This is a genomic window from Mycobacterium sp. TY814 (assembly GCF_030755175.1).
Lineage (GTDB): Bacteria > Actinomycetota > Actinomycetes > Mycobacteriales > Mycobacteriaceae > Mycobacterium.
Window position 1 is genome coordinate 373,738 of record NZ_JAUFRY010000001.1, and the last position, 25,085, is coordinate 398,822.

Here is a 25,085-nt window from a genome sequence, read left to right on the forward strand (position 1 = left end):
AAGCTGAGGTTGTCATCGGACTTATTGATTTGTTTGACGAATGCGGCCGCTCTCAGAGCCCGCTGATGCTTCTTACCCTGACCAATTTCACCTCGCTTCCTGATGCTCACGTATTCCAAGCGCGGCCTGCCGGACAGCGGAGTTGTTGCATCTGTGATGGTTGTCCGCAGATTGGGACGGTTCAGGCCAGGCTTGCGGGGCGGGGCGGGGGCGCGCGCGTTGTGGCCACCAGAACCAGCGTCCGAGCAGTACGGCGATCGAGGGTGTGATCAGTGCGCGCACAATCAGGGTGTCAAAGAGCAGGCCCAGGCCGATGGTGGTGCCGATCTGGGCGATGGTGGTCAATTCGCTGACGGCCATCGAGATCATGGTGAAGGCGAATACCAGGCCGGCGGAGGTGACTACCGATCCGGTGGCGCCCAGGGTGCGGATGATCGCGGTGCGGATCCCGGCCTGAATTTCTTCTCTCAGCCGCGAGACCAGCAACAGGTTGTAGTCGGCACCGACCGCCAGCAACACGATCACCGACATCGACAGAACCAGCCAATGGAGCTCGATGCCCAACACGTGTTGCCACAACAGCACCGACAACCCCAATGAGGCACCCAGTGAAGCCGCCACGGTGCCCACGATCACCAAGGCCGCGATCGCGCTGCGGGTGATGACGAGCATGATGATGAAAATCAAGCTCAACGCTGCGATGGCGGCGATCAACAAGTCATAGTCATTGCCGTCGTTGATGTCCTTGATGACAGCGGCGGTGCCGGCGAGATAGATCTTGGCGCCTTCCAACGGGGTGCCCTTGATCGCCTCAGTAGCCGCCCGCTTGATCGCCTGCGTACTGGCCATCCCCTCCGGACTCATCGGATCACTTTGATGGGAAATGATGAACCGCACCGACTTGCCATCCGGAGAAATAAAATTCTTCATGGCCCGCTGAAAATCGGCATTCTGGAGGACTTCTGGGGGCAGATAGAACGAGTCGTCGTTCATCGAGGCATCGAACGCCTCACCCATGGCATTGGTGTTGTCCATGGTGGCGGCCATCTGATCCAGCATCCCTTTCTGGGTGGCATACATCGTCAGGGCCGCGACCTTCATCGCCCGCATTACCTGGGTCATCTGGGGCATTAGGGCCACCATCTGGGGCAGCAGCACATCCAGTCGATCCATTTCCGGAATGATCTGCTGCAGATCTCCGGTCAGCACGTCCACTCCATCAATGGCGTCAAAGATCGACCGCAGCGACCAACACACCGGAATATCGGCGCAGTGTTTCTCCCAATAAAAATAGCTGCGGATCGGCCGGAACGTATCCTCGAAATTCGCCACCGCGTCACGCAGTTCTTCGACGTCCGCCAGCATTGCATGAGTTTTCAGCACCAACCGGTGCGTGGCCGCGGCCATCTCAGCAGTGAGGGTAGTCATCTGCTCCATCGTGTCGATTGTGGTTTGCATCTCGTCGGCCTGCGTCAACAGATCGGCCATGCGCTGCTGCTGATAGGGCTGGTTGAGCTTTATCACCGAGCTTTGCATTCCGATCATGAACGGAATCGAGGTGTGCTTGATCGGTTTACCATCGGGGCGGGTGATCGCCTGAACCCGAGAAATCCCCTCCACCCGAAACAACGCCTTGGCGATCTTGTCGATTACCAACAAATCCGCCGAATTCCGCAGATCATGACTCGATTCCACCAACAACACATCCGGATTCATCCGGGCTGCACCGAAACCCCGCTCCGCCGCCGCATACCCGACATTGGCGGGTGCGCTTTTCGGCAGATAATTACGGTCATTGAAATTCGCCCGATAACCGGGCAACGCCGACAACCCCACCAACGACAACGCACCGGCCCCGATCAGGATCGGACCCGGCCAGCGTGCAATCGCCGCACCCAGCTTGCGCCACCGACGCACCCGCAACTGCCGCCGCGGCTCCAACACCGCGCCAAACCGGCCAGCCACCGCAACAACCGCCGGCCCCAACGTCAACGCCGCCAAAACCCCCACCGTCATGCCCACCGCCAAGGGAACACCCAGCGTCTGCAAATACGGCAAACGAGTAAAACTCAAACACAACATCGCCCCCGCGATCGTCAACCCCGACCCCAACACCACATGCGCAGTCCCACCAAACATCGTGAAATACGCCGACTCACGATCCTGACCCGCCCCGCGCGCCTCCTGATACCGCCCCACCAAAAAAATCGCGTAATCAGTACCCGCCGCAATCACCAACGTCACCAACATGTTTGTCGTGAAGATGGAGAGACCGATTAATTCGTGATAGGCGAGCAGTGCAACCACACCCCGGGCCGCCGCCAACTGCAGCACCACCATCACCAACACCAACACCACCGTGGTGACCGAACGGTAAACCAACAACAGCATCACCACGATCACCGCAAAAGTGACCACCACGATGACCCGCATGCTGCGGTCGCCGGCAAGCTGCTGATCGGCGATCACTACTGCAGGACCCGTCAGGAATGCTTTGAGTCCGCTGGGTCCGGGCGTGCCATGCAGCATCGCCTGCACGGCTTCCACTGATTCATTGGCCAGCGCCTCCCCTTGTGTGCCATTGAGGTACACCTGCGCATAGACAGATCGACCATCATTGCTTTCCGCGCCGGGAGCGGTAAGCGGGTCGCTCCACAAATCCTGCACATACTGCACATGACGGGTGTCCGCTCTCAGTTTGGCGATTAGCTCGTTGTAATACTTGCGGGAGCGGTCACTGAGCGGCGCTGTGTCCTCAATCAGCAGCATTGCCACGCTGTCGGTGTGATGTTCATTGAACATCGCACCCAGTCGTTGTATCGCGATGATGCCGGGAGCTTTGGTCGGACTCAGCGATACCGAGCGGAGATGACCGACGGTTTCCAGTTGCGGAACGAGGATGTTGAGGGCCGCTACGACGCCGATCCAGGCGACAATGATCGCAACCGCATGCCGGCGGACAAAGGAGGCCACAGAATGCGGGACTGTATCGCCGCCCAGACGCTCGTTGCTGACTTTGTGGCCTGGGTGCGAACTCATCCGGCTTTCACCAGGCAAAAGGTTTGTGCACTGGCGCCGGTCGACGTGCGTTCGTCTTTGATCTTGCCGTCGACGAAGATCCGACACCGAATCGTATCGCCGTCGCCCTGGGCCACCAGGATGGGTGCCACTGATGCGGCGACCGCGGTGATAGTGAGCGACCACGGCAGGCTTGTGTTTTTGAGGTCGCGTGGTATGGCTTCAGGGTCGAGGTAGTTGATGTCGGCGTACGTTCCCGAACCAGACACCTCGTAGGTGACTTTCTTTGGATTATGCGGATCGGGATCCTCACCGAAAACCACTGGGGTAACAATTACCGGAGTCGCCCCGAAAAAGGTACGAATACGGGAGACCGCGACGCCGGAAGCTGCGACGACAACCGCGATTAAGATCGGAATCCATACTCGTTTAATCACGATCATCGCGACATTCCCACCGTCGCAACCAAATCAGCGATTCCAGCATATTTAGCTGTAGAAAAATGCTGTCTACGCGTGTCGCCATTTTGTTGCCAGCGACGTTGTAAAATATGCGGCGCTGCAGAAAAATGCAACCTCACCGAAACCCCGCGCATAAGTCGTTCGGGACGGCAGATTCCCACGCTGCACGCCACCGATCGCAACCGCATGCCTGGCTCCCGATCACGCCGATCCTCGCTTTACTCCAAAAGATCACCACGTAACCCACCAGCCGTCGGTGGAACCTGTGTGCGAAGTGGGTGTACACAGCGGTGCGACCGACGATAGCGGCCTTCTTATACCTTGAACAGCGCGAATACATTTTCCTCTCATTCGAGACGAGACGTACTCACCAACGCCGTGGCAACGGGCCATCGACTACACGTTGCCTGCTTCACTGAGATTCGCGAGCAAGGTCAAAGCGTCTTGCATCCCCCGGCACCGGTCAGTGGGTCAATCGACTACTCAGCCCAGCTGAGAGCATTGACATATGGTCCCGCAGCCTGCGGCGATTCCCCGCCTGAGCACGAATATCTGCCGGCTAGAGGCTCAAAGGACCGAGTGCCTACAGGCCCGCACCGCACAGCGTCAACAGTCCAATTCACCCCTCTTCGCCGCCGCGTGTGCTGCCTTGCGTAGGCGGTCGGCCCAAAGTTCTTGATGAGACGCTTCCGTCGCACAATAGCAATTTGCGTCCAGTACTGGACATTACTATCGCAATTTTTGACACAGCGTTGGCGCCAGGGATCGAGGGGAGGTATCAAACGTGAGAGAACAGAGATTTTTTCGGGCGAAGCCGACACAGCCTCCACTCCAGATCGGTTTCTTTTACTGCTTTTGGCGCGCCAAAATGTAGAAGACGATCGGCGGTCATGGACGGCACAAAATCGACGCCCGCGTTCCGCAGAACCTCGGAGATGGCCTGTGAATATCCTCCGTCTACGCGATGAACAACTCAGGGTGGGGAGAAATGGATCGGCAGCGTTGAAATCAGCTGTCCTGAGGTGAAGCAATGAACACGCAAGGCCCCTCGTTGCCCGTAACCAGGGGACAGCTCGGCATATGGCTTGATCAGCAGATCAATGGCTTCGATTCCCGCTGGCAGCTGGCCAATTTCGCGGTCATTGCCGGCTCGGTGGACCGGGCGGTCCTGATCCGCGCCGTCGAGCATGCGCTCAGTGAATGCGACGCATTACGCGTTGTTTTCGTCGAACACAACGGCGACGTCCGCCAACACATCGTGCCCAGCGCCCAAATCGACATCCCGTATTGCGACTTGCGCCCCTATTTCGATCCCGTCGACGAGGCATACCACCGCGCTGCACTGCTGCGCACCCAACCGATGCCCCTGGACCAACCGCTGTACCGATTCGCTCTCTATCAGCTCAGCACTCACCAGTTCTACTGGTTCGTCGGCGTTCACCACCTCGTCTCTGACGGCTTCGGCTTGATGCTCTTCTGTAACCGGGTTGCATCGATTTACTCCGCCCTGATCACCAGCAAACCAATTGCGCCCACACCCCTGGGATCGCTGCAAGATCTGATCACCCTGGAAGCCGACTACGAAAACTCCCCGGAGTACCACCGCGACCGCACCTACTGGAGCAACCACCTCCGGATCGCCCCCGAGCGACCCGTCCTCAACGCTGCCACCCCAGCCACCCACACCGGCGGCCTCTGCACACCAGCACCACTACCCCAGCAAGCCATCGACCACGTACAGCAACTCAGCCGAACCCTCGGCATCCGCCAATCAGCGATCTGGACCGCCGCCCGTGCCCTGCTCATCGGCAAACAAAACCCCGCCAGTTCACCCATCGTGATCGACTTCCCGCTCACCCGACGCACCCGAGCACAATCGCTGACGCTGCCCGGCCTGATGATCGGCACCGTTCCCCTCGTCCTCACCGCTGCACCGGCTACCAGCGTGGCCGAATTCTGCCAACACACCCACCAGCAGATCCAAGACGCCGTCCGCCATCAACGCTTCCCCGTCCACACACTCCACACCGGGCCCCCGGCCCTGCCCGAACCCAAAAATCGGGTCGTCGTCAATTTCCTGCCCAGCACCGCCTCACACCCCTTCGGAAATGCCCCCGCCCACGCCGAATGCGTGGCCTTCGGCGGCATTACCGGGTTAGGAGTGTTCTTCCACAGCACCGGTGACCAACTGCTGGTGAGCACTCAGTACACCACCGACCCCGCCACAGACTTCGCCACCACCGAGACCCTGGCTCAACGCCTCCACGAGCTCATCTCAGCAATGGCCACCGACCTCCACCAACCGGTGTCCGCCCTGGACCTGCTCACCCCCCTCGAGCACACCCAACTGGACACCTGGGGCAACCACCGGACACTGCACACCCCAGAACCGGCCCCGCCGGTGTCGATCCCGCAGGTCTTCGCCGAGCGCGTGGCAGCCCACCCCGACGCGCCGGCCCTGACCTTCGACGACCGGACCTGGACCTACCACGAACTCGACACGGCCAGCACCGCGCTGGCCCAGCAACTGCACACCGCCTACGGCGCCCGCCCAGGGACCGTCATCGCGCTGCTGCTGCCGCGTAGCGCCCACGCCATCACCGCGATCCTCGCCGTGTTGAAGACCGGCGCCGCCTACCTCCCGATCGATCCGCAGCACCCGAGCGCCCGGGTGGGGTTCATGCTCACCGACACCACCCCGGTCGCGATCCTGACCACCAGCGAACTCAGCGGCCACCTCCCCCGCAGCACGGTCCCGGTGATCACCCTGGACACCCTGACCCTGGACGATTCACCCACCACCACGTCCCCGCTGCCCGGACCCGACCCCCACGACCTGGCGTACCTGATCTACACCTCCGGCACCACCGGCACCCCCAAAGGCGTGGCCACCACCCACCACAACGCCACCGCCCTGATCACCACCTTGTCGCCGCGATTAGGGCTCGACGGCGCCGCCGTCTGGTCCCAATGCCACTCCACCAGCTTCGACTTCTCGGTCTGGGAAATCTTCGGCGCCCTCTTGGGCGGCGGCCGCCTCGTCGTCATCCCCGACCACATCGTGCACTCCCCCACCGACCTGCACCACCTCCTGATCCAGGAGCAGGTCAACATGATCAGCCAAACACCAGCAGCCCTAAACCAACTCCCCTGTGACGGCTTAGACACCGCCTCCATCGTCGTCGGTGGCGAAGCCTACGCACTGGAGTTAATCCATCGCTGGGCGCCACGATGCACACTGCGCGCTGTCTACGGCCCCACCGAAACCACCATCTTCGCAACAGCCAGTACACCCCTGACAGCCGATGAACCAGCAGTGCCCCTCGGCGCCCCCGTCCCCGGAGCTGCCCTGTTCGTCCTGGATGACTGGCTACGTCCCGTGGCCCCGGGAGTGGCCGGGGAGTTGTATGTCGCCGGTAGCGGAGTCGCGGCGGGCTATTGGCTCCGGGGCGGGTTATCGGCAGCCCGGTTTGTGGCGTGCCCGTTCGGGCCGGCGGGGTCGCGGATGTATCGCACCGGAGACCTCGTCTCCTGGGGCCCCGACGGGCAACTGCGCTACCTCGGCCGCGCCGATGAACAAGTCAAAATCCGCGGCTACCGCATCGAATGCGGCGAGATCGCCGCCGCCCTCACCGCACTGGACGGCATCGAGCAAGCCGCCGTCATCGCCCGCCACGACGGCGCGGGTGAACCGCGGCTGGTCGCCTACCTCACCACCACCAACAAGGCCGGCATCAGTGTGGCCCAGGTGCGAGACCAACTCACGCAGATGCTGCCGCCGTATATGGTGCCGGCCGCGTTCGTGACCCTCGAGGAACTGCCGTTGACGGTCAACGGGAAACTCGACCGCCGCGCCCTACCCGCCCCCGACTACACCAGCCTCGCCGAGACCTATGTGGCCCCAGCCGGCCCCGTCCAAGAAGTCCTGGCCGGCATCTTCGCCCAGATCCTCGGCAGTCGCAGCGGGTCGGGGCTACCGATTCGTTCTTCGAGTTGGGGGGCGACTCCCTGTCCGCGATGCGCCTGATCGCGCTCGCCGCCACCACCTTGCACGCCGAGCTGCGGGTGGCCGACCTGTTCGAAGCCCCCACGGTGGCCGGACTCGCCCAACGCCTGACCCCCGACACCACCACCCACCTGCCGCTCGCGGCTGGGCCACGCCCAGCCCATATCCCGGTGTCGTTCGCCCAGTCCCGGCTGTGGTTCCTCCACCAGTTGCAGGGCCCCTCGGCGGTCTACAACATCCCGGCGGTCCTGGACCTGGACGGGCCCCTGAACGGTGATGCTCTTCGGACGGCTCTGGGAGATGTGATCACCCGGCATGAAGCCCTGCGCACCCGCTTCGACTCGATCGACGGGATCGGGTACCAGCACATCGCCGACCCCCAGGGCCTCGACGTGCCCTGGCAGCTCATTGATGCCCGCACCTGGAACGCCCAGCAGGTGGAGGCCGTCCTCGCCGAGTGTGTGGGCTACGGCTTTGACCTCAGTGCGGAGATCCCGATCCGCGCCACCCTGCTGCACACCGGCCACCACCGGCACGTGCTGGTGCTGCTGGTGCATCACATCGCCGCCGACGGCTGGTCGATGGGCCCGCTAGCGCGGGATCTGCAGACCGCCTACAGCGCCCGCCTGACCGGCGCCGCCCCCACCTGGACACCCCTGGCGGTGCAGTACGCCGACTACACCCTGTGGCACCACCAGGTGCTCGGCGACCCCAACCAGCCCGACAGCCGCCTGGCCGGCGAGCTGGCCTACTGGGAACACACCCTGGCCGGCCTACCCGACCGGTTGGAACTGCCCACCGACCGCCCCTACCCGCCCGTCGCGGACTACCGCGGCGCCACCCTGAACTTCGGCTGGCCCGCCGACCTCACCAGTCAGATCCACACCCTGGCCCGCACTCAGCAGGTCTCCCCGTTCATGGTGGTGCACGCCGCCCTGGCCGTGGTCCTGTCCGCGCTGGCCGGCACCACCGATGTCGCAATCGGAGTCCCCACCGCCGGACGCACCCACCCCGCGTTGGATGACCTGATCGGGTTCTTCGTCAACACCCTGATCCTGCGCACCCCCCTCCACCACCACGACACGGTTACCGCGCTGCTGAACCGCATCCGCACCCGCAGCGTGGAGGCCTTCGAACACCAACACACCCCCTTCGAACTCCTGGTGGAGCGCCTGCACCCCACCCGCTCGCGCACCCACCACCCCCTGATCCAAGTCATGCTCGCCTACCAAAACCTGCCCTCGACCCACCCAGAAACCACTCACACCCTGCGACTGGGCGACGCCGACATCACCGCCCACCCGGTCTCGACCGGCACCGCCCGCATGGACCTCGTCCTATCGCTCAGCGAAACCGTCGACGCACACGGGGCCCCTATCCTCACCGGGACTGTCGAGTACCGCACCGACGTCTACGACCCCGCCACCATCGAAAACCTGCTCACCCACTGGCGCCACACCCTGGAAGTCTTCACCACCACCCCCGATACCCCCCTGCACCAGCTCGACCTGCTCACCCCCCTCGAACACACCCAACTACAAACCTGGGGCAACCACCGGACCCTGCACACCCCACCACCCGCCCCCGTCTCGATTCCGCAGGTCTTCGCCCACCAGGTCGCAGCCCACCCCGACGCGCCGGCGTTAACGTTCCAGGACCGGACTTGGACCTACCACCAACTCGACACGGCCAGCACCCAGTTGGCCCACCACCTGCACACCAGCTACGGCGCCGCACCAGGGACCGTCATCGCCCTGCTCCTACCCCGTAGCGACACCGCCATCCTGGCCATCCTCGCCGTGCTCAAAACCGGCGCCGCCTACCTCCCCATCGACCCCCAGCACCCCAGCGCCCGGATCGCGTTCATGCTCACCGACACCACCCCGCTGGCCGTCCTGACCACCACCGCCCTCACCGGCCACCTCCCCCCCACCACCGTGCCGGTCCTCACCCTGGACAGCCTGACCCTGAACGACTCACCCACCACCACGTACCCGCTGCCCGGCCCCGACCCGCACGACCTGGCGTATCTGATCTACACCTCCGGCACCACCGGCACCCCCAAAGGCGTCGCCATCACCCACCACAACCTCACCGCACTCCTGGGCGCTGCACACCCCCGCCTGCCCGAGCACGGGGTGTGGTCGCAATGGCACTCCTACGCCTTCGACGTCTCGGTCTGGGAAATCTTCGGCGCGCTGCTGGGCGGGGGCCGGCTGGTGGTGGTCCCCGACCACGTCGTGCACTCCCCCACCGACCTGCACCAACTCCTGGCCCGGGAGCAGGTCAGCATCCTCAACCAAACCCCCTCAGCGCTAGCGATGCTCTCACCGTCCACCGTGGCCGCCGCCACCGTCATCGTCGCCGGAGAAGCCTGCCCCCCCGACCTGGCCGCGCAATGGGCCCCCGGGCGCGTCATGCGCAACGCCTACGGCCCCACCGAAGCCACCATCTACGCCACCCTGAGCACCCCGCTGGCACCCGACACCCCCACCGTCCCCATCGGCACCCCCGTCCCCGGACGCCGCCCTGTTCGTCCTCGACAACTGGCTACGCCCCGTCGCCCCAGGCGCGGTGGGCGAGTTGTATGTCGCCGGCACCGGCGTCGGGATCGGCTACTGGCGACCGCAGCGCCCTCTCCGCCTCAAGGTTCGTCGCCTGTCCCGACGGCCCACCCGGCTCCCGGATGTATCGCACCGGAGACCTCGTCTCCTGGGGCCCCGACGGGCACCTGCACTACCTCGGCCGCGCCGATGAACAAGTCAAAATCCGCGGCTACCGCATCGAATGCGGCGAAATCACCGCCACCCTCACCGCACTGGACGGCATCGAACAAGCCGCCGTCATCGCCCGCCAGGACGGCGCGGGCGAGCCGCGGCTGGTCGCCTACCTCACCACCCCCGACGGTAGGGCCGGCATCGATGTGGCCCAGAGTGCGCAGACCAACTCACGCGAGATGCTGCCGCCCTATATGGTGCCGGCCGCGTTCGTGGAGCTCAAGGAACTGCCATTGACCGTCAACGGCAAACTCGACCGCCGCGCCCTGCCCGCCCCCGACTACACCCCCACCACCGCGACCTATGTGGCTCCGGCCGGCCCCATCCAAGAAGTCCTGGCCGGCATCTTCGCCCAGATCCTCGGAATCGAGCGGGTCGGGGCTACCGATTCCTTCTTCGAGTTGGGGGGCGACTCGCTGTCGGCGATGCGCCTGATCGCCGCCGCCACCACCACCCTGCACACCGACCTACGCGTCGCCGACCTGTTCGACGCCCCCACCGTCGCCGGACTCGCCCAGCGCCTGACCCCCGACACCACCCAACACCTGCCACTGGTGGCCCAGGAGCGCCCAGCCCGGGTCCCCGTGTCGTTTGCCCAGTCCCGGCTGTGGTTCCTCGAGCAGTTGCAGGGCCCCTCGGCGGTCTACAACATACCGGCGGTCCTGGACCTGGACGGGCCCCTGACCGGCGACGCTCTTCGGACGGCCCTGGGCGATGTGATCGGCCGCCATGAGGCCCTGCGCACCCGTTTTGTCGCGATCGACGGGGTCGGGTATCAACACATTCTCGATGCTGAGGGGCTCGAGGTGCCCTGGCACATGATTGATGCCCGCACCTGCACCCCCGAACAACTCGAAGCCACCCTCACCGCGTGTGCGGGCTACGGCTTTGACCTCAGTGCGGAGATCCCGATCCGCGCCACCCTGCTGCAGACCGGCCCCCACCGGCACGTGCTGGTGCTGCTGGTCCACCACATCGCCGCCGACGGCTGGTCGATGGGCCCCCTAGCGCGGGATCTGCAGACCGCCTACACCGCCCGCCTGACCGGCGCCGCCCCCACCTGGACACCCCTGGCGGTGCAGTACGCCGACTACACCCTGTGGCACCACCAGGTGCTGGGCGACCCGGCCGACCCGCATAGCCGTCTGGGCACCGAGCTGGCCTACTGGGAACACACCCTGGCCGGCCTACCCGACCGCCTCCCCTTACCCACCGACCGCCCCTACCCCGCGGTGGCCGACTACCGCGGCGCCACCCTGGACTTCGGCTGGCCCGCCGAGCTCACCAGTGAGATCCACACCCTGGCCCGCACCCAGCAGGTCTCCCCGTTCATGGTCATCCACGCCGCCCTGGCCGTGGTCCTGTCCACTCTGGCCGGCACCGACGATGTCGCGATCGGAGTCCCCACCGCCGGACGCACCCACCCCGCGTTGGATGACCTGATCGGGTTCTTCGTCAACACCCTGATCCTGCGCACCCCCCTCCACCACCACGCCACCCCCACCGCGCTGCTGACCCGCATCCGCACCCGCAGCGTGGAGGCCTTCGAACACCAACACACCCCCTTCGAACTCCTGGTGGAGCGCCTGCACCCCACCCGCTCGCGCACCCACCACCCCCTGATCCAAGTCATGCTCGCCTACCAAAACCTGCCCTGGACCCACCCCGACACCACCACCGCTCTGAGGCTCGGCGAGGCGCAGGTCACCGCCCACCCGGTCTCGACCGGCACCGCCCGCATGGACCTCGTCCTCTCCCTCACCGAACACCTCGACCAGCACGGGGCCCCCACCCTCACCGGCACCGTCGAATACCGCACCGACGTCTACGACCCCGCCACCATCGAAACCCTGATCACCCGCTGGCGCCACACCCTGCACACCTTCACCACCGACCCCGACATTCCCCTGCACCACCTGGACCTGCTCACCCCGGTTGAGCACACCCAACTAGGCACCTGGGGCAACCACCGGACCCTGCACACCCCACCACCGGCACCTCCGATGTCGATCCCCCAAGTCTTCGCCGCACAGGTCACAACCCACCCCCACGCGCCGGCGCTGACCTTCGACGACCGGACCTGGACCTACCAGCAACTCGATACCGCCAGCACCCAGTTGGCACACCACCTGCACACCAGCCACGGCGCCCGCCCAGGGACCGTCATCGCCCTGCTCCTACCCCGCAGCGACACCGCCATCACCGCGATCCTGGCCGTGTTGAAGACCGGCGCCGCCTACCTGCCCATCGACCCCCACCACCCGAGCGCCCGGGTCGCGTTCATGCTCACCGACACCACCCCGGTCACGATCCTGACCACCAGCGAACTCAGCCGCCACCTCCCCCACACCACCGTCCCGGTGCTCACCCTCGACACCCTGACCCTGGACGACTCACCCACCACGACCCCGCTCCCCGGGCCCAGGCCGCAGGACCTGGCGTATCTGATCTACACCTCCGGCACCACCGGCACCCCCAAAGGCGTCGCCCTCACCCACCACAACCTCACCTCCCTCCTGGACGCAGCACACCCGCACCTGCCCGAGCACGGGGTGTGGTCGCAATGGCACTCCTATGCCTTCGACGTCTCGGTCTGGGAAATCTTCGGCGCGCTGTTGAGCGGGGGCCGGCTGGTGGTGGTCCCCGACCACGTCGTGCACTGCCCCACCGACCTGCACCAACTCCTGGCCCGGGAGCAAGTCAGCATCCTCAACCAAACCCCCTCAGCGCTAGCGATGCTCTCACCGTCCACCGTGGCCGCCGCCACCGTCATCGTCGCCGGAGAAGCCTGCCCCCCCGAGCTGTCCGCGCAGTGGGCCCCGGGTCGGGTGATGCGCAATGCCTACGGCCCCACCGAAGCCACCATTTACGCCACCCTCAGCGCCCCCCTGACCCCCGGCACATCCGTGGTCCCGATCGGTGGCCCCGTCCCCGGAGCGGGCCTGTTCGTTCTGGACGGCTGGCTACGTCCGGTCGTGCCGGGGGTGGCCGGGGAGTTGTATGTGGCCGGTAGCGGGGTGGGGGTCGGCTATTGGCGTCGGGGTGGGTTGTCGGCGTCGAGGTTTGTGGCGTGCCCGTTTGGGCCCGCGGGGTCGCGGATGTATCGCACCGGAGACCTCGTCTCCTGGGGCCCCGACGGGCAGTTGCGGTACCTCGGCCGGGCTGATGAACAGGTCAAGATCCATGGGTACCGGATTGAGTGCGGGGAGATCGCGGCCGCCCTGACCGGATTGGAGGGGATCGAGCAGGCCGCGGTCATCGCCCGCCAGGACGGCGCGGGCGAGCCGCGGCTGGTGGCCTACCTCACCACCACCGACCAGGCCGGAATCGACACCTCCCGGCTCCGCACCCAACTGGGTGAGGTCCTACCCGGCTACATGATCCCGGCGGCGTTCGTGACCCTGGACGTTTTGCCGTTGACGGTCAACGGGAAACTGGACCGCCGCGCCCTGCCCGCCCCCGACTACACCCCCACCACGCAGACTTTTATGGCCCCGGCCGGCCCCGTGCAAGAAGTCCTGGCCGGCATCTTCGCCCAGATACTCGGAGTCGAGCGGGTCGGGGCTACCGATTCCTTTTTCGAGTTGGGGGGCGACTCGCTGTCGGCGATGCGCCTGATCGCGGTGGCCGCCACCACTTTGAACGCCGAGGTGCGGGTGTCCGACTTGTTCGAGGCCCCCACGGTGGCTGGGCTGGCCCAACGCCTGACCCCCGAGACCATCCAACACCTGCCGCTCGCGGCTGGGCCACGTCCAGCGCGGATTCCGGTGTCGTTTGCCCAGTCCCGGCTCTGGTTCCTCCACCAATTGCAGGGCCCCTCGGCGGTCTACAACATCCCCGCCGTCCTCCACCTCGACGGCCCGCTGAACAGTGACGCTCTTCGGACGGCCCTGGGGGATGTGATCGGCCGCCACGAAGCGCTGCGCACCCGCTTCGACACCATCGACGGCATCGGATATCAGCACATCTGCAACCCCGACGAGCTCAAGGTGCCCTGGCAGCTCATTGATGCCCGCACCTTCACCCCCGAACAGCTCGAGGCTGCCCTCGGCGATGCTGTGGGCTACTGCTTCGACCTCAGCTCGCAGATCCCGATCCGCGCCACCCTGCTGCACACCGGCCTCCACCGCCATGTGCTGGTGCTGCTGGTCCACCACATCGCCGCCGACGGCTGGTCGATGGGCCCCCTAGCGCGGGATCTGCAGACCGCCTACACCGCCCGCCTAGCCGGCGCCGCCCCCACCTGGACACCCCTGGCGGTGCAGTACGCCGACTACACCCTGTGGCACCAAAAGGTGCTGGGCGATCCCGCCGACCCGCATAGCCGCCTGTGCGCCGAGCTGGGCTACTGGGAACACACCCTGGCCGGCCTGCCCGAACGCCTGGCCTTGCCTACCGATCGCCCCTACCCGCCGGTCGCGGACTACCGCGGCGCCACCCTGGACTTCGGCTGGCCCGCCGACCTCACCAGTCAGATCCACACCCTGGCCCGCGCCCAGCAGGTCTCCCCGTTCATGGTGCTGCATGCCGCCCTGGCCGTGGTCCTGTCCGCGTTGGCCGGCACCGACGATGTCGCGATCGGAGTCCCCACCGCCGGACGCACCCACCCCGGCCTCGATGACCTGATCGGGTTCTTCGTCAACACCCTGATCCTGCGCACCCCCCTCCACCACCACGACACGGTGACCGCGCTGCTGACCCGCATCCGCACCCGCAGCGTGGAGGCCTTCGAACACCAACACACCCCCTTCGAACTCCTGGTGGAGCGCCTCAACCCGGCCCGCTCCCGGACCCACCACCCCCTGATCCAAGTCATGCTCGCCTACCAAAACCTGCCCTGGACCCACCCCGACACCACCACCGCTCTGAGGCTCGGCGAGGCGCAGGTCACCGCCCACCCGGTCTCGACCGGCACCGCCCGCATGGACCTCGTCCTATCTGTCAGCGAAACCGTCGACCAGCACGGGGCCCCCACACTCACCGGCACTGTCGAATACCGCACCGACGTCTACGACCCCGCCACCATCAACACCCTGCTCACCCGCTGGCAACACACCCTGCACGTCTTCACCACCACCCCCGATACCCCCCTGCACCAGCTCGACCTCCTCACCCCCCTCGAACACACCCACCTGCACACCTGGGGCAACCACCGGACCCTGCACACCCCACCACCCACCCCTGTCTCGATTCCGCAGGTCTTCGCCCACCAGGTCGCAGCCCACCCCGACGCGCCGGCGTTAACGTTCCAGGACCGGACTTGGACCTACCACCAACTCGACACGGCCAGCACCCAGTTGGCCCACCACCTGCACACCAGCTACGGCGCCGCACCAGGGGCCGTCATCGCCCTGCTGCTGCCCCGCAGCGACACCGCCATCCTGGCCATCCTCGCCGTGTTGAAGACCGGCGCCGCCTACCTACCCATCGACCCCCACCACCCGAGCGCGCGGGTCGCGTTCATGCTCACCGACACCACCCCGCTGGCCGTCCTGACCACCACCACCCTCACCACCCACCTCCCCCACACCGCCATCCCAGTCCTCGAACTCGACACCCTGACCCTGAACGACTCGCCCACCACCACCACGTCCCCGCTGCCCGGACCCGACCCCCACGACCTGGCGTACCTGATCTACACCTCCGGCACCACCGGCACCCCCAAAGGCGTGGCCATCACCCACCACAACGTCACCGCATTGATTACCGATCTGCAGCAGATGGACTTATACGGATCTGCAAGCGATTCGCAGAGTTGGTCGCAGTGTCACTCTTACGCCTTCGACGTCTCAGTGCGGGAAATCTTCGGCGCTCTCCTTGGCGGAGGCCGCCTGATCGTGGTCCCCGACCACGCGATGGAGTCCCTGGACAACTTCGGTCAGTGGTTAGAGTCAGCAGGAGCCACGGTGGTCTATCTCACCGCGCCCGCGCTCACAATGCTGTCCAAGCGTGGTTTAGCGACCGTCCATACGCTCATGGTGGGCGCCGAACCCTGCCCCGTGGAGGTAGTGCACCGCTGGGCCGACGAGCGCACGATGATCAACTCCTACGGCCCCACCGAAACCACCATCACAGTCACCATCAGCACCCCGCTGAGACCGGACACACCCGTGGTCCCGATCGGCGCCCCCGTCCCCGGAGCGGGCCTGTTCGTTCTGGATGGCTGGTTGCGTCCGGTCGTGCCGGGGGTGGTGGGTGAGTTGTATGTCGCCGGCAGCGGAGTGGGGGTCGGCTATTGGCGCCGCGGCGGGTTGTCGGCGGCCCGGTTTGTGGCGTGTCCCTACGGCCCTGCCGGGTCGCGGATGTATCGCACCGGAGACCTCGTCTCTTGGGGCCCTGACGGGCAACTACGCTACCTCGGGCGGGCTGATGAACAAGTCAAAATCCGTGGGTATCGAATTGAGTGTGGGGAGATCGCCGCCGCCCTGACCGGGTTGGAGGGGATCGAGCAGGCCGCGGTCATCGCCCGCCAAGACACTCCGGGTGATCCGCGGCTGGTGACCTACCTCACCACCACCGACGGTGCGGCTGGGATCGATACCTCTCGGCTGCGCGCCCAGCTGGGTGAGGTGTTGCCGGGCTATATGGTGCCGGCGGCGTTCGTGGTGCTTGAGGCGCTGCCGTTGACCGTCAACGGGAAACTGGATGGCCGCGCCCTGCCCGCCCCCGACTACACCAGCCTCACCGAGACATTTGTGGCCCCGGCCGGTCCCGTGCAAGAAGTCCTAGCCGGGATCTTCGCGCAGATCCTCGGGGTCGAGCGGGTCGGGGCAGGTGATTCGTTCTTCGAGCTGGGCGGCGACTCGCTGTCGGCGATGCGCCTGATCGCCTCCGCCGCCACCACCCTTAACACCGACGTGCGGGTCGCAGACTTGTTCGAAGCCCCCACCGTGGCCGGACTGGCCCAGCGAATAATCCCCGAGACCGCTACCCAGCTGCCACTGGAGGCTCGGGAGCGCCCAGCCCGGATCCCGGTGTCGTTCGCCCAGTCCCGCTTGTGGTTCCTGCACCACCTGCAGGGACCTTCGGCGGTCTACAACATCCCCGCCGTCCTCCACCTCGACGGCCCACTGAACGGTGACGCTCTTCGGACGGCGCTGAGCGATGTGATCGGCCGCCACGAAACCCTGCGCACCCGCTTCGACACGATCGACGGCATCGGCTACCAGCACATCTGCAACCCCGAGAACCTCGACGTGCCCTGGCAGACCGTCGATGCCCGCACCTTCACCCCCGAACAGCTCAAGACCGCCGTCGCCGAGGCTGTGAGCTACGGCTTTGACCTCAGTTCAGAGATCCCGATCCGCGCCACCCTGCTCCACACTGGCCAGAACCGGCACGTGCTGGTGCTGCTGGTCCATCACATCGCCGCCGACGGCTGGTCACTCGGACCCCTAGCGCGGGATCTGCGGACCGCCTACACCGCCCGCCTGACCGGCGCCGCCCCCACCTGGACACCCCTGGCGGTGCAGTACACCGACTACACCCTGTGGCACCAAAAGGTGCTCGGCGACCCCACCGACCCCGACAGCCGCCTGGCCACCGAACTGGCCTACTGGGAACACACCCTGGCCGGCCTGCCCGACCGGTTAGAACTGCCCACCGACCGCCCCTACCCGCCGGTCGCGGACTACCGCGGCGCCACCCTGGACTTCGGCTGGCCCGCCGAGCTCACCCGTGAGATCCACGCGCTGGCCCGCACCCAGCAGGTCTCCCCGTTCATGGTGGTGCACGCCGCGCTGGCCGTGGTCCTCTCTGCGCTGGCCGGCACCGACGATGTCGCGATCGGGGTCCCCACCGCCGGACGCACCCACCCCGCGTTGGATGACCTGATCGGGTTCTTCGTCAACACCCTCGTCCTGCGCACCCCCATCGACCACCACGCCACCCCCACCGCGCTGCTGGCCCGCATCCGCACCCGCAGCGTGGAGGCGTTCGAACACCAACACGTCCCCTTCGAACTCCTGGTGGAGCGCCTGCACCCCACCCGCTCGCGCACCCACCACCCCCTGATCCAAGTCATGCTCGCCTACCAAAACCTGCCCTGGACCCACCCAGGAACCTCAGACACCCTGCGGCTGGGCGATGCGCAGATCACCGCCCACCCGGTCTCGACCGGCACCGCCCGCATGGACCTCGTCCTATCGCTCAGCGAAACCGTCGACGCACACGGGGCCCCTATCCTCACCGGGACTGTCGAGTACCGCACCGACGTCTACGACCCCGCCACCATCGAAAACCTGCTCACCCACTGGCGCCACACCCTGGAAGTCTTCACCACCACCCCCGACATTCCCCTGCACCAACTCGACCTTCTCACCCCGGTTGAGCACACCCAACTGGACACCTGGGGCAACCACCGGACCCTGCACACCCCACCACCCGCCCCCGTCTCGATTCCGCAGGTCTTCGCCCACCAGGTCGCAGCCCACCCCGACGCGCCGGCGTTAACGTTCCAGGACCGGACTTGGACCTACCACCAACTCGACACGGCCAGCACCCAGTTGGCCCACCACCTGCACACCAGCTACGGCGCCGCACCAGGGGCCGTCATCGCCCTGCTGCTGCCCCGCAGCGACACCGCCATCCTGGCCATCCTCGCCGTGCTCAAAACCGGCGCCGCCTACCTCCCCATCGACCCCCAGCACCCCAGCGCCCGAGTGGGGTTCATGCTCACCGACACCACCCCGCTGGCCGTCCTGACCACCACCACCCTCACCAGCCACCTCCCCCCCACCACCGTGCCGGTCCTCACCCTGGACAGCCTGACCCTGGACGACTCGCCCACCACCACGACCCCGCTGCCCGGACCCGACCCCCGCGACCTGGCGTACCTGATCTACACCTCCGGCACCACCGGCACCCCCAAAGGCGTCGCCACCACCCACCACAACATCACTACCCTGCTCACCTCACTGCACCGCCAGCCCCACATCTACCGATCCCTGGCCGGCCCGCAAACCTGGACCCAATGCCACTCCTACGCCTTCGACTACACCATGTGGCAAATCTTCGGCGCCCTCCTCGGCGGCAGCCGGCTCGTCGTCATCCCCGAACACATCGTCAGCTCCCCCCACGACCTGCACGCCCTCCTGATTCAGGAGCAAGTCAGCGTCCTGAGCCACACCCCCACCGCCCTGCAACACCTCAGCGCCGAGGGACTCGACGGCATCACCGTCATCACCTCCGGTGAACCCTGTCCTCCCACCGTCGCCGCCCAATGGGCACCGGGCCGCACACTGCTCAACACCTACGGCCCCACCGAAACCACCATGCACACCACCGCCGCACCCCCACTCACACCCGACACCCCCATCGTCCCCATCGGCACCCCCGTCCCCGGAGCCGCCCTCTTCGTCCTCGACCACTGCCTGCGCCCTGTCCCACCCGGAGTGACCGGGGAGTTGTATGTCGCCGGCAGCGGAGTCGCGACCGGCTACTGGCGCCGCGCAGCCTTGAGCGCGGCCCGGTTTGTGGCCTGCCCCTACGGGCCGCCCGGGTCGCGGATGTACCGCACCGGGGACCTCGTCTCCTGGGGCCCCGACGGACAATTGCAGTACCTCGGCCGCGCGGATGAACAAGTCAAAATCCGCGGCTACCGCATCGAATGCGGCGAGATCGCCACCGCCCTGACCGGATTAGACGGGATCGAACACGCCGCGGTCATCGCCCGCCAAGACACCCCCGGTGAGCCGCGGCTGGTCGCCTACCTCACCACCACCACCGGCGCCGGCATCGACACCTCCCGGCTCCGCAACCAGCTGAGCGAGGTCCTACCCGGCTACATGGTGCCGACCGCGTTCGTAACCCTGGACGTCTTGCCGTTGACCGTCAACGGGAAACTGGACCGCCGCGCTCTACCAGCCCCCGACTACAGCACCACCGCACAGGCTTATGTGGCCCCGGCCGGCCCAATTGAAGAGATGCTCTCCACTCTCTACGCCCACATCCTCGGCGCAGAGCAAATCTCAGCCACCGACTCGTTCTTCGACCTCGGTGGGGACTCCCTGTCCGCGATGCGCCTGATCGCCGCCGCCAACACCACCCTCAACACCGACCTCCGCGTCACAGACCTCTTCGATGCCCCTACCCTCACCGCCCTCGCCCGGCGCGTCGAAGGACGCTCCCAAACCACCGACATACCGCCGGTCCAGACCCTGCGCACCGGCAGCGGCACCCCGCTGTTCTGCATTCACGCCACCAGCGGCATCAGCTGGCCCTACCAAACCCTCGGCCACCACCTGACCACCCCCCTGATCGCCATCCACCAACCGCTCGAACCCCACGAAACCCCACCGCAGACCCTCCAAGAAATGGCGAAAAACTACGCCCAACGCATCCACACCGCCCACCCCCACGGCCCCTACCACCTCATCGGCTGGTCCTACGGCGGCGTTCTTGCCCACCACATCGCCATCGAACTCCGCCACCAAGGCCACACCAACACCCGCCTCATCCTGCTCGACTCCCTCCCCGCCCTACCGACCGTCAACCAGGACGACAACCTGCCCCCCCTGCGCTTACCCGACAACGTCGTCCCCGACGACCAACTCATCACCGACCTCACAACCAACCACCATCGAAACATCGCCCTCTACCGAAACCACCAACCCGCCGTCTACGACGGCCCCACCCTGCTCATCGCCGCCGAACACACCCCACCCCCCACCCACACCACCTACGAATCCACCCGCACCAAAGCCGCCCACCTCCTCCGATCCTGGCAACCCCACCTCACCGGCCCCACCACCGCCCACTCCATCAACTGCACACACCACCAACTCCTCAACCCCGACATCGTCATCACCTACGCCCACCACCTCAAAGCCTTCCTTCGCACGACCACCGAGCAAGCCCCACCAACATGACGACACATTCCGCATGAGGACCCCACTCATCTCAGACCCACACGCTGACTGGACGCCTCTGCCGATGCGGTCGCCGGCTACGACACATGTCACAGACCACCATGACGCGCACCGGGCCTGATCGCGACTACTGCCCCAAGCGTTCCCAAGGCACTGTTCACAACCAGGCTGTCATCGCCCCAACCGGCCAACACACTGAAGGGCTGCGGGCCTGCTCCGCGCGAATTGAATCTAAACCGCATTAGCGCGACCGGGTGCTCGCGCGGCTTGACAGCACCATCGAGATAGCCGAAGGCCAGTCGATCGGCGCGAAGCGCGAAGAGCCAGTCGCGGTCAGCATCGGCTGTTGAAACTGCCACCGGCGCCAACGTGCCCGACGTTCAGCTCGACCGATGCGTAGCAGCGAACGCCGGGACGGCACAAACCGTAAACGCCGCGACAAGCGCGAATTAGATTGATAGACAGCCTAATACGTTCTTTCCGGCATGCCCACATCGATGGATCATTGAGAAAGCGGAGGAACCACGCCGCTGGGCTGGTCCTTGGCGTCGACCCGATGTCGGTGATTACGCGCTCAACGACCGGTTGCGCGCCAATGCAACCCCCAGAACCCCGAGACGCGTCGCCACCACACCGTGAAACCACCGGACACATGCCTTCTGCGACTTGGCGGTTCACGAACGCGATTGCGGTCCCGGTCGGATAGGGGACATGGCATGACGGTCAGCCTTCGCGCGGGCTGTCACGTGATCACCGCATCTGGGACCCGAAAAAAGCTCGGCTAAGACGTCACCGGTTGGTGAGGCAGACCCGCACTTCTGGGCCGCGGCGCTTCCCGCCTAGCGGTCAGCAGAAACTCTGCTTCCGACCACGAAATGCCTTGCAATCAGATCGCTTTTACTCTGCACCCAAACCCGGCCCAGTGCGCCACGCTTGTCCGCGAGCCTGATCTGAGCGGAACCAGTACGCTGACTCTCCAAGTTGCGCAGGGCAAGACTGTATTTGAAAAGCACCATGAGCAGGAACGCGTATACCGGGTTTACTCGGCACGGAGAATCCTCCGTGTTGCCTAGTATGTCCAACGCTGCCAGCATCGTGGACTCGGCCCGCCAACAAGCCGGGAAAATCCCGTCCATCAGGGGACCGCGGTCGTCCATTTCCAGCACTTGTTGAGAATCCAAAATGTCCTGGACGCCAGCAAGATCGCGATTCGCCAGGTCACCGGCCACCCTCAGCTCAAGCTCATCCAACTGGCGGCAAAATTCTACAATCTGATCTGACGTCAGTCGCATCCTCGCACTTGTCATCTATTTCTCTTTCCGTACGTCTCGTTGAATTCATGTTCTGGATGACGTTCCAGGCAGCACGATCGCAACAGAGAGCCGTCACTCGACCGCAAGCCCCGGAACGCGGTCAGCTTCTGACACACGTCCGGCCGACGGGCATTAAGCCATGGGTCCCGCGTTACGGGCACCCGCGTCAAAGCTGCTATGTAAGAGCAAATCCCGACGTCGACATGGGAAAGACTGCTACATATCGCCGCACGCTACCGAGGTGGAATGATCGACCTACGCCGATCGTGACCACTGCCGATACGGTATCCCGTTCTCGTGCAACTCTTTCCGAACGACTCCGCTCAAGGCACTACCCGTGGTGAGGTCCATGAGTATGCAACACGTTCGTTGGCCCGTAGTAGCGAGAACATGAACCAAATGTGCACTCAAAACTACTGTGACACAAGTTGAATAGCGCGACTGTGCCGATGTTCACATGCGAAAGTCACAGTTGTGCTGATGCTCACACCCGCCGATGACATTTTTCGGGATTGAGCAGTAAACGGAGCTGCAGTCGCTTGTCAAGCAGGCATCGTGAACCAGACCAGAACCGGACGAACTCACTACGCCTATCCGGTCCGGTCACCAGCTCGGCAAAGCGCGACACACTTCCGCGGTGCGGAGATACCCTTTGCATCAACACTATTCGGCTTGCCCCAGTCATGCGCGACCCGTCATCACCACTCGACTCAACTCCACAATAGGGTCGGCGTCACCGTGCGCTGCGAATCTCCGTCCGATCTGCTGCTGCAGTAGCAACGGCGCTCAGCACTATTGGCGGCCGGCACACGAAGCGTGCGATCACGGCCGCCGCTGCGGGACCCTCCGGGTCGAGTTCGGCGGGACTTATCCCCCGGCCGAAGCCGCGCGTGCGCACACCGACTTGGATGGCCGCAAGACCACCGGCTCGATCGTGTTGCTGCCCTACGCCTCCTCGGGCCCCTCGGTGTCCCACGTCGTCGGGATCATCGGCAATGTCGGCCCGCCGCCGAACGAGTCGCCGGCCAGGGTGATCAGACCAGCCGCCCGCACACCGCCCTTGCGGGCCGTGCCGGTGAAGCCCAGCGACCCGGCGCCCTGATCGGATTCCACTGCCTGCGGATCCGAATCGTCTGTTATGTCGGCGAATTCGTCGGCATAGGCGCGCTGCGGCTCCCCCTGCTGACGTCGCTTGCGCGCCTTTCTGCGGGCGGCGGCGGCGGCCGCGGCGGCGGCGCTGTCGGGTTCCGGTGCTTTGGCGCGGGCGCTTGCACTCGCGGCGCCGCGATGCACCGGCCCGAGGCCAGGACCCGGGCCGGCTCCGATGGCATAGGGCAGAAACGCGTGCCCGGCAAGTGCGGGCGGCGGCGCGGACGGCGGCGTGCTGACGGTGCTCACCGTCGTCGCGGGAGCGCCCGCCGGAACGGACGGAGATACCGAACCGGCCAGCGCCGGGGCGACAACGGCCGGCGCCGCCGACGCCGCGGCCGCAACAGGCGCCAGTACCGGCATGACGACGGGCGCGGCGGCGGGTATCGCGGCCAGCGCGGCCAGCGCCGCCACACTGGCCGTGGCCGCGACCGCGGGCAACGTGGCGAGCGTCGACCACAACGGGGACGTTGCGAGCGCCGCCGCCAGCACCGGATGGGCGACCAGGTAGACGATGATCTGCGCGGGGGTGATGCCGCCGAGGGACTGCAGGGCCGCGACGGGGTTGGTCAACAGCAGCTGGATCCAGTTCTGCAGTCCCTGGAAGTCCTGGGCGAACAGGAAGAGTCGGGAAATCCAGTAGCCGGGCTGGCCCGGCACCGTATACGAGGCATACGGAATGCCGTTGAGGGTGCCCGCGGCGGGGTCCCAGTTGATTCCGATCAGCCGCAGGGCGAGCTGGAAGACCTGCTGCGGGATCTGCTGGAGCTGTTCAAGAGGGTTTGAGGCCGCCGCGGGCGAATTGAGAATGGGCGGCGCGGGCTGGCCGGGCGGGACTGACGCCACCGCCGCGGCGGAAACGGCTTCATACCCTGTCATGATGCCGGCGGCCTGGATCCACATGCGGACGTAGTCGGCTTCGTTGAGGGCTATCGGGATGGTGTTGATGCCGAAGAAGTTCGTTGCCACCAGCACCCCGTGTATGGCGTGGTTGGCGGCCAATTCGAGCAGCGTGGGCATGGCCGCCAGCGCGGCGGTGTACGCCGCGGCCGCCGCCTCGTGCTGTAGGGCCGTCGTGGCGCTCTGCGCGGCGGTCGCGGTCAGCCACTGCAGGTACGGCAGGTGGGCGGCGGCATACTCCTGCGCACTCGGACCCTGCCATGCGCCGGCCTGAACCGACGCCAGAATTGTGACGAGTTCGTCTGCTGCTGAGGCATATTCGGCGCTGAGTGCGCTCCATGTCTGCGCAGCGGCCAGCAGCGGGCCGGGGCCCGGGCCGTTACTCAGCAATGCCGAATGCACCTCTGGAGGCGAAGCCATCCAGATGGGGGCGGTCATGGTCAGCCGGCGGTCAACAGATACCCAGTGACCGAACAGGAGATGCACGGCCCTGTGGGAACGACGCAAGACGTCATGCCGAACACTCCTCTCGTTGTCGGGGTACCACAAAATTCGATATCGCGACGGGCGGTATCGCAAATCGTGCACGCCCA

General features: G+C 65.7%; 6 protein-coding genes and 2 pseudogenes. 4 read left to right on the plus strand and 4 right to left on the minus strand.

The window, feature by feature from the left end:
* Positions 1–87: 87 nt before the first annotated feature.
* Positions 88–3,039, minus strand: coding sequence for an RND family transporter (locus QXH22_RS01360; protein WP_306274775.1), 2,952 nt, complete (start codon positions 3,037–3,039; stop codon positions 88–90).
* On the minus strand, positions 3,036–3,461 hold the full coding sequence (locus QXH22_RS01365) for an MmpS family transport accessory protein (protein WP_306274776.1): 426 nt from the start codon (positions 3,459–3,461) through the stop codon (positions 3,036–3,038). Before QXH22_RS01365 ends, QXH22_RS01360 begins: the two co-directional genes overlap by 4 nt.
* A 1,048-nt stretch (positions 3,462–4,509) precedes the next feature.
* On the opposite strand from QXH22_RS01365, the gene QXH22_RS01370 reads away from it, so the two are divergent.
* The 3 genes and pseudogenes from QXH22_RS01370 (at position 4,510) to QXH22_RS01380 (ending at position 21,130) form a co-directional block, all read left to right on the plus strand.
* Positions 4,510–7,506, plus strand: a complete 2,997-nt coding sequence (locus QXH22_RS01370; RefSeq protein ID WP_306274777.1) for an amino acid adenylation domain-containing protein — start codon at positions 4,510–4,512, stop codon at positions 7,504–7,506.
* Positions 7,497–9,950 (plus strand): annotated as a pseudogene (locus tag QXH22_RS01375) (condensation domain-containing protein); the annotation flags it as partial. The gene QXH22_RS01370 and the pseudogene QXH22_RS01375, both read left to right, overlap by 10 nt.
* A gap of 221 nt (positions 9,951–10,171) precedes the next feature.
* Positions 10,172–21,130, plus strand: a complete 10,959-nt coding sequence (locus QXH22_RS01380) for a non-ribosomal peptide synthetase (RefSeq protein WP_306274778.1) — start codon at positions 10,172–10,174, stop codon at positions 21,128–21,130.
* Positions 21,131–21,969: 839 nt separating this feature from the next.
* On the opposite strand, the gene QXH22_RS01385 is transcribed toward QXH22_RS01380, so the two are convergent.
* Entirely contained in the window at positions 21,970–22,437 is a 468-nt protein-coding gene (locus QXH22_RS01385; RefSeq protein WP_306240985.1) for a hypothetical protein, read from the minus strand.
* Positions 22,438–23,281: 844 nt separating this feature from the next.
* Between QXH22_RS01385 and QXH22_RS01390 the strand changes: the two are divergent.
* Positions 23,282–23,389 (plus strand): annotated as a pseudogene (locus QXH22_RS01390) (quinone oxidoreductase); the annotation flags it as partial.
* On the opposite strand, the gene QXH22_RS01395 reads toward QXH22_RS01390, so the two are convergent.
* On the minus strand, positions 23,389–24,930 hold the full coding sequence (locus QXH22_RS01395) for a PPE family protein (protein ID WP_306274779.1): 1,542 nt from the start codon (positions 24,928–24,930) through the stop codon (positions 23,389–23,391). The pseudogene QXH22_RS01390 and the gene QXH22_RS01395 overlap by 1 nt on opposite strands.
* Positions 24,931–25,085 lie beyond the last annotated feature (155 nt).

What these genes read in the sequence shown, in the direction of transcription:
- QXH22_RS01365 (WP_306274776.1), bottom strand. Translation starts at nt 3,461, where the DNA reads ATGATCGTGATTAAACGAGTATGGATTCCGATCTTAATCGCGGTTGTC.
- QXH22_RS01385 (WP_306240985.1), bottom strand. Translation starts at nt 22,437, where the DNA reads ATGACAAGTGCGAGGATGCGACTGACGTCAGATCAGATTGTAGAATTT.
- QXH22_RS01360 (WP_306274775.1), bottom strand. Translation starts at nt 3,039, where the DNA reads ATGAGTTCGCACCCAGGCCACAAAGTCAGCAACGAGCGTCTGGGCGGC.
- QXH22_RS01380 (WP_306274778.1), top strand. Translation starts at nt 10,172, where the DNA reads ATGTATCGCACCGGAGACCTCGTCTCCTGGGGCCCCGACGGGCACCTG.
- QXH22_RS01370 (WP_306274777.1), top strand. Translation starts at nt 4,510, where the DNA reads ATGAACACGCAAGGCCCCTCGTTGCCCGTAACCAGGGGACAGCTCGGC.
- QXH22_RS01395 (WP_306274779.1), bottom strand. Translation starts at nt 24,930, where the DNA reads ATGACCGCCCCCATCTGGATGGCTTCGCCTCCAGAGGTGCATTCGGCA.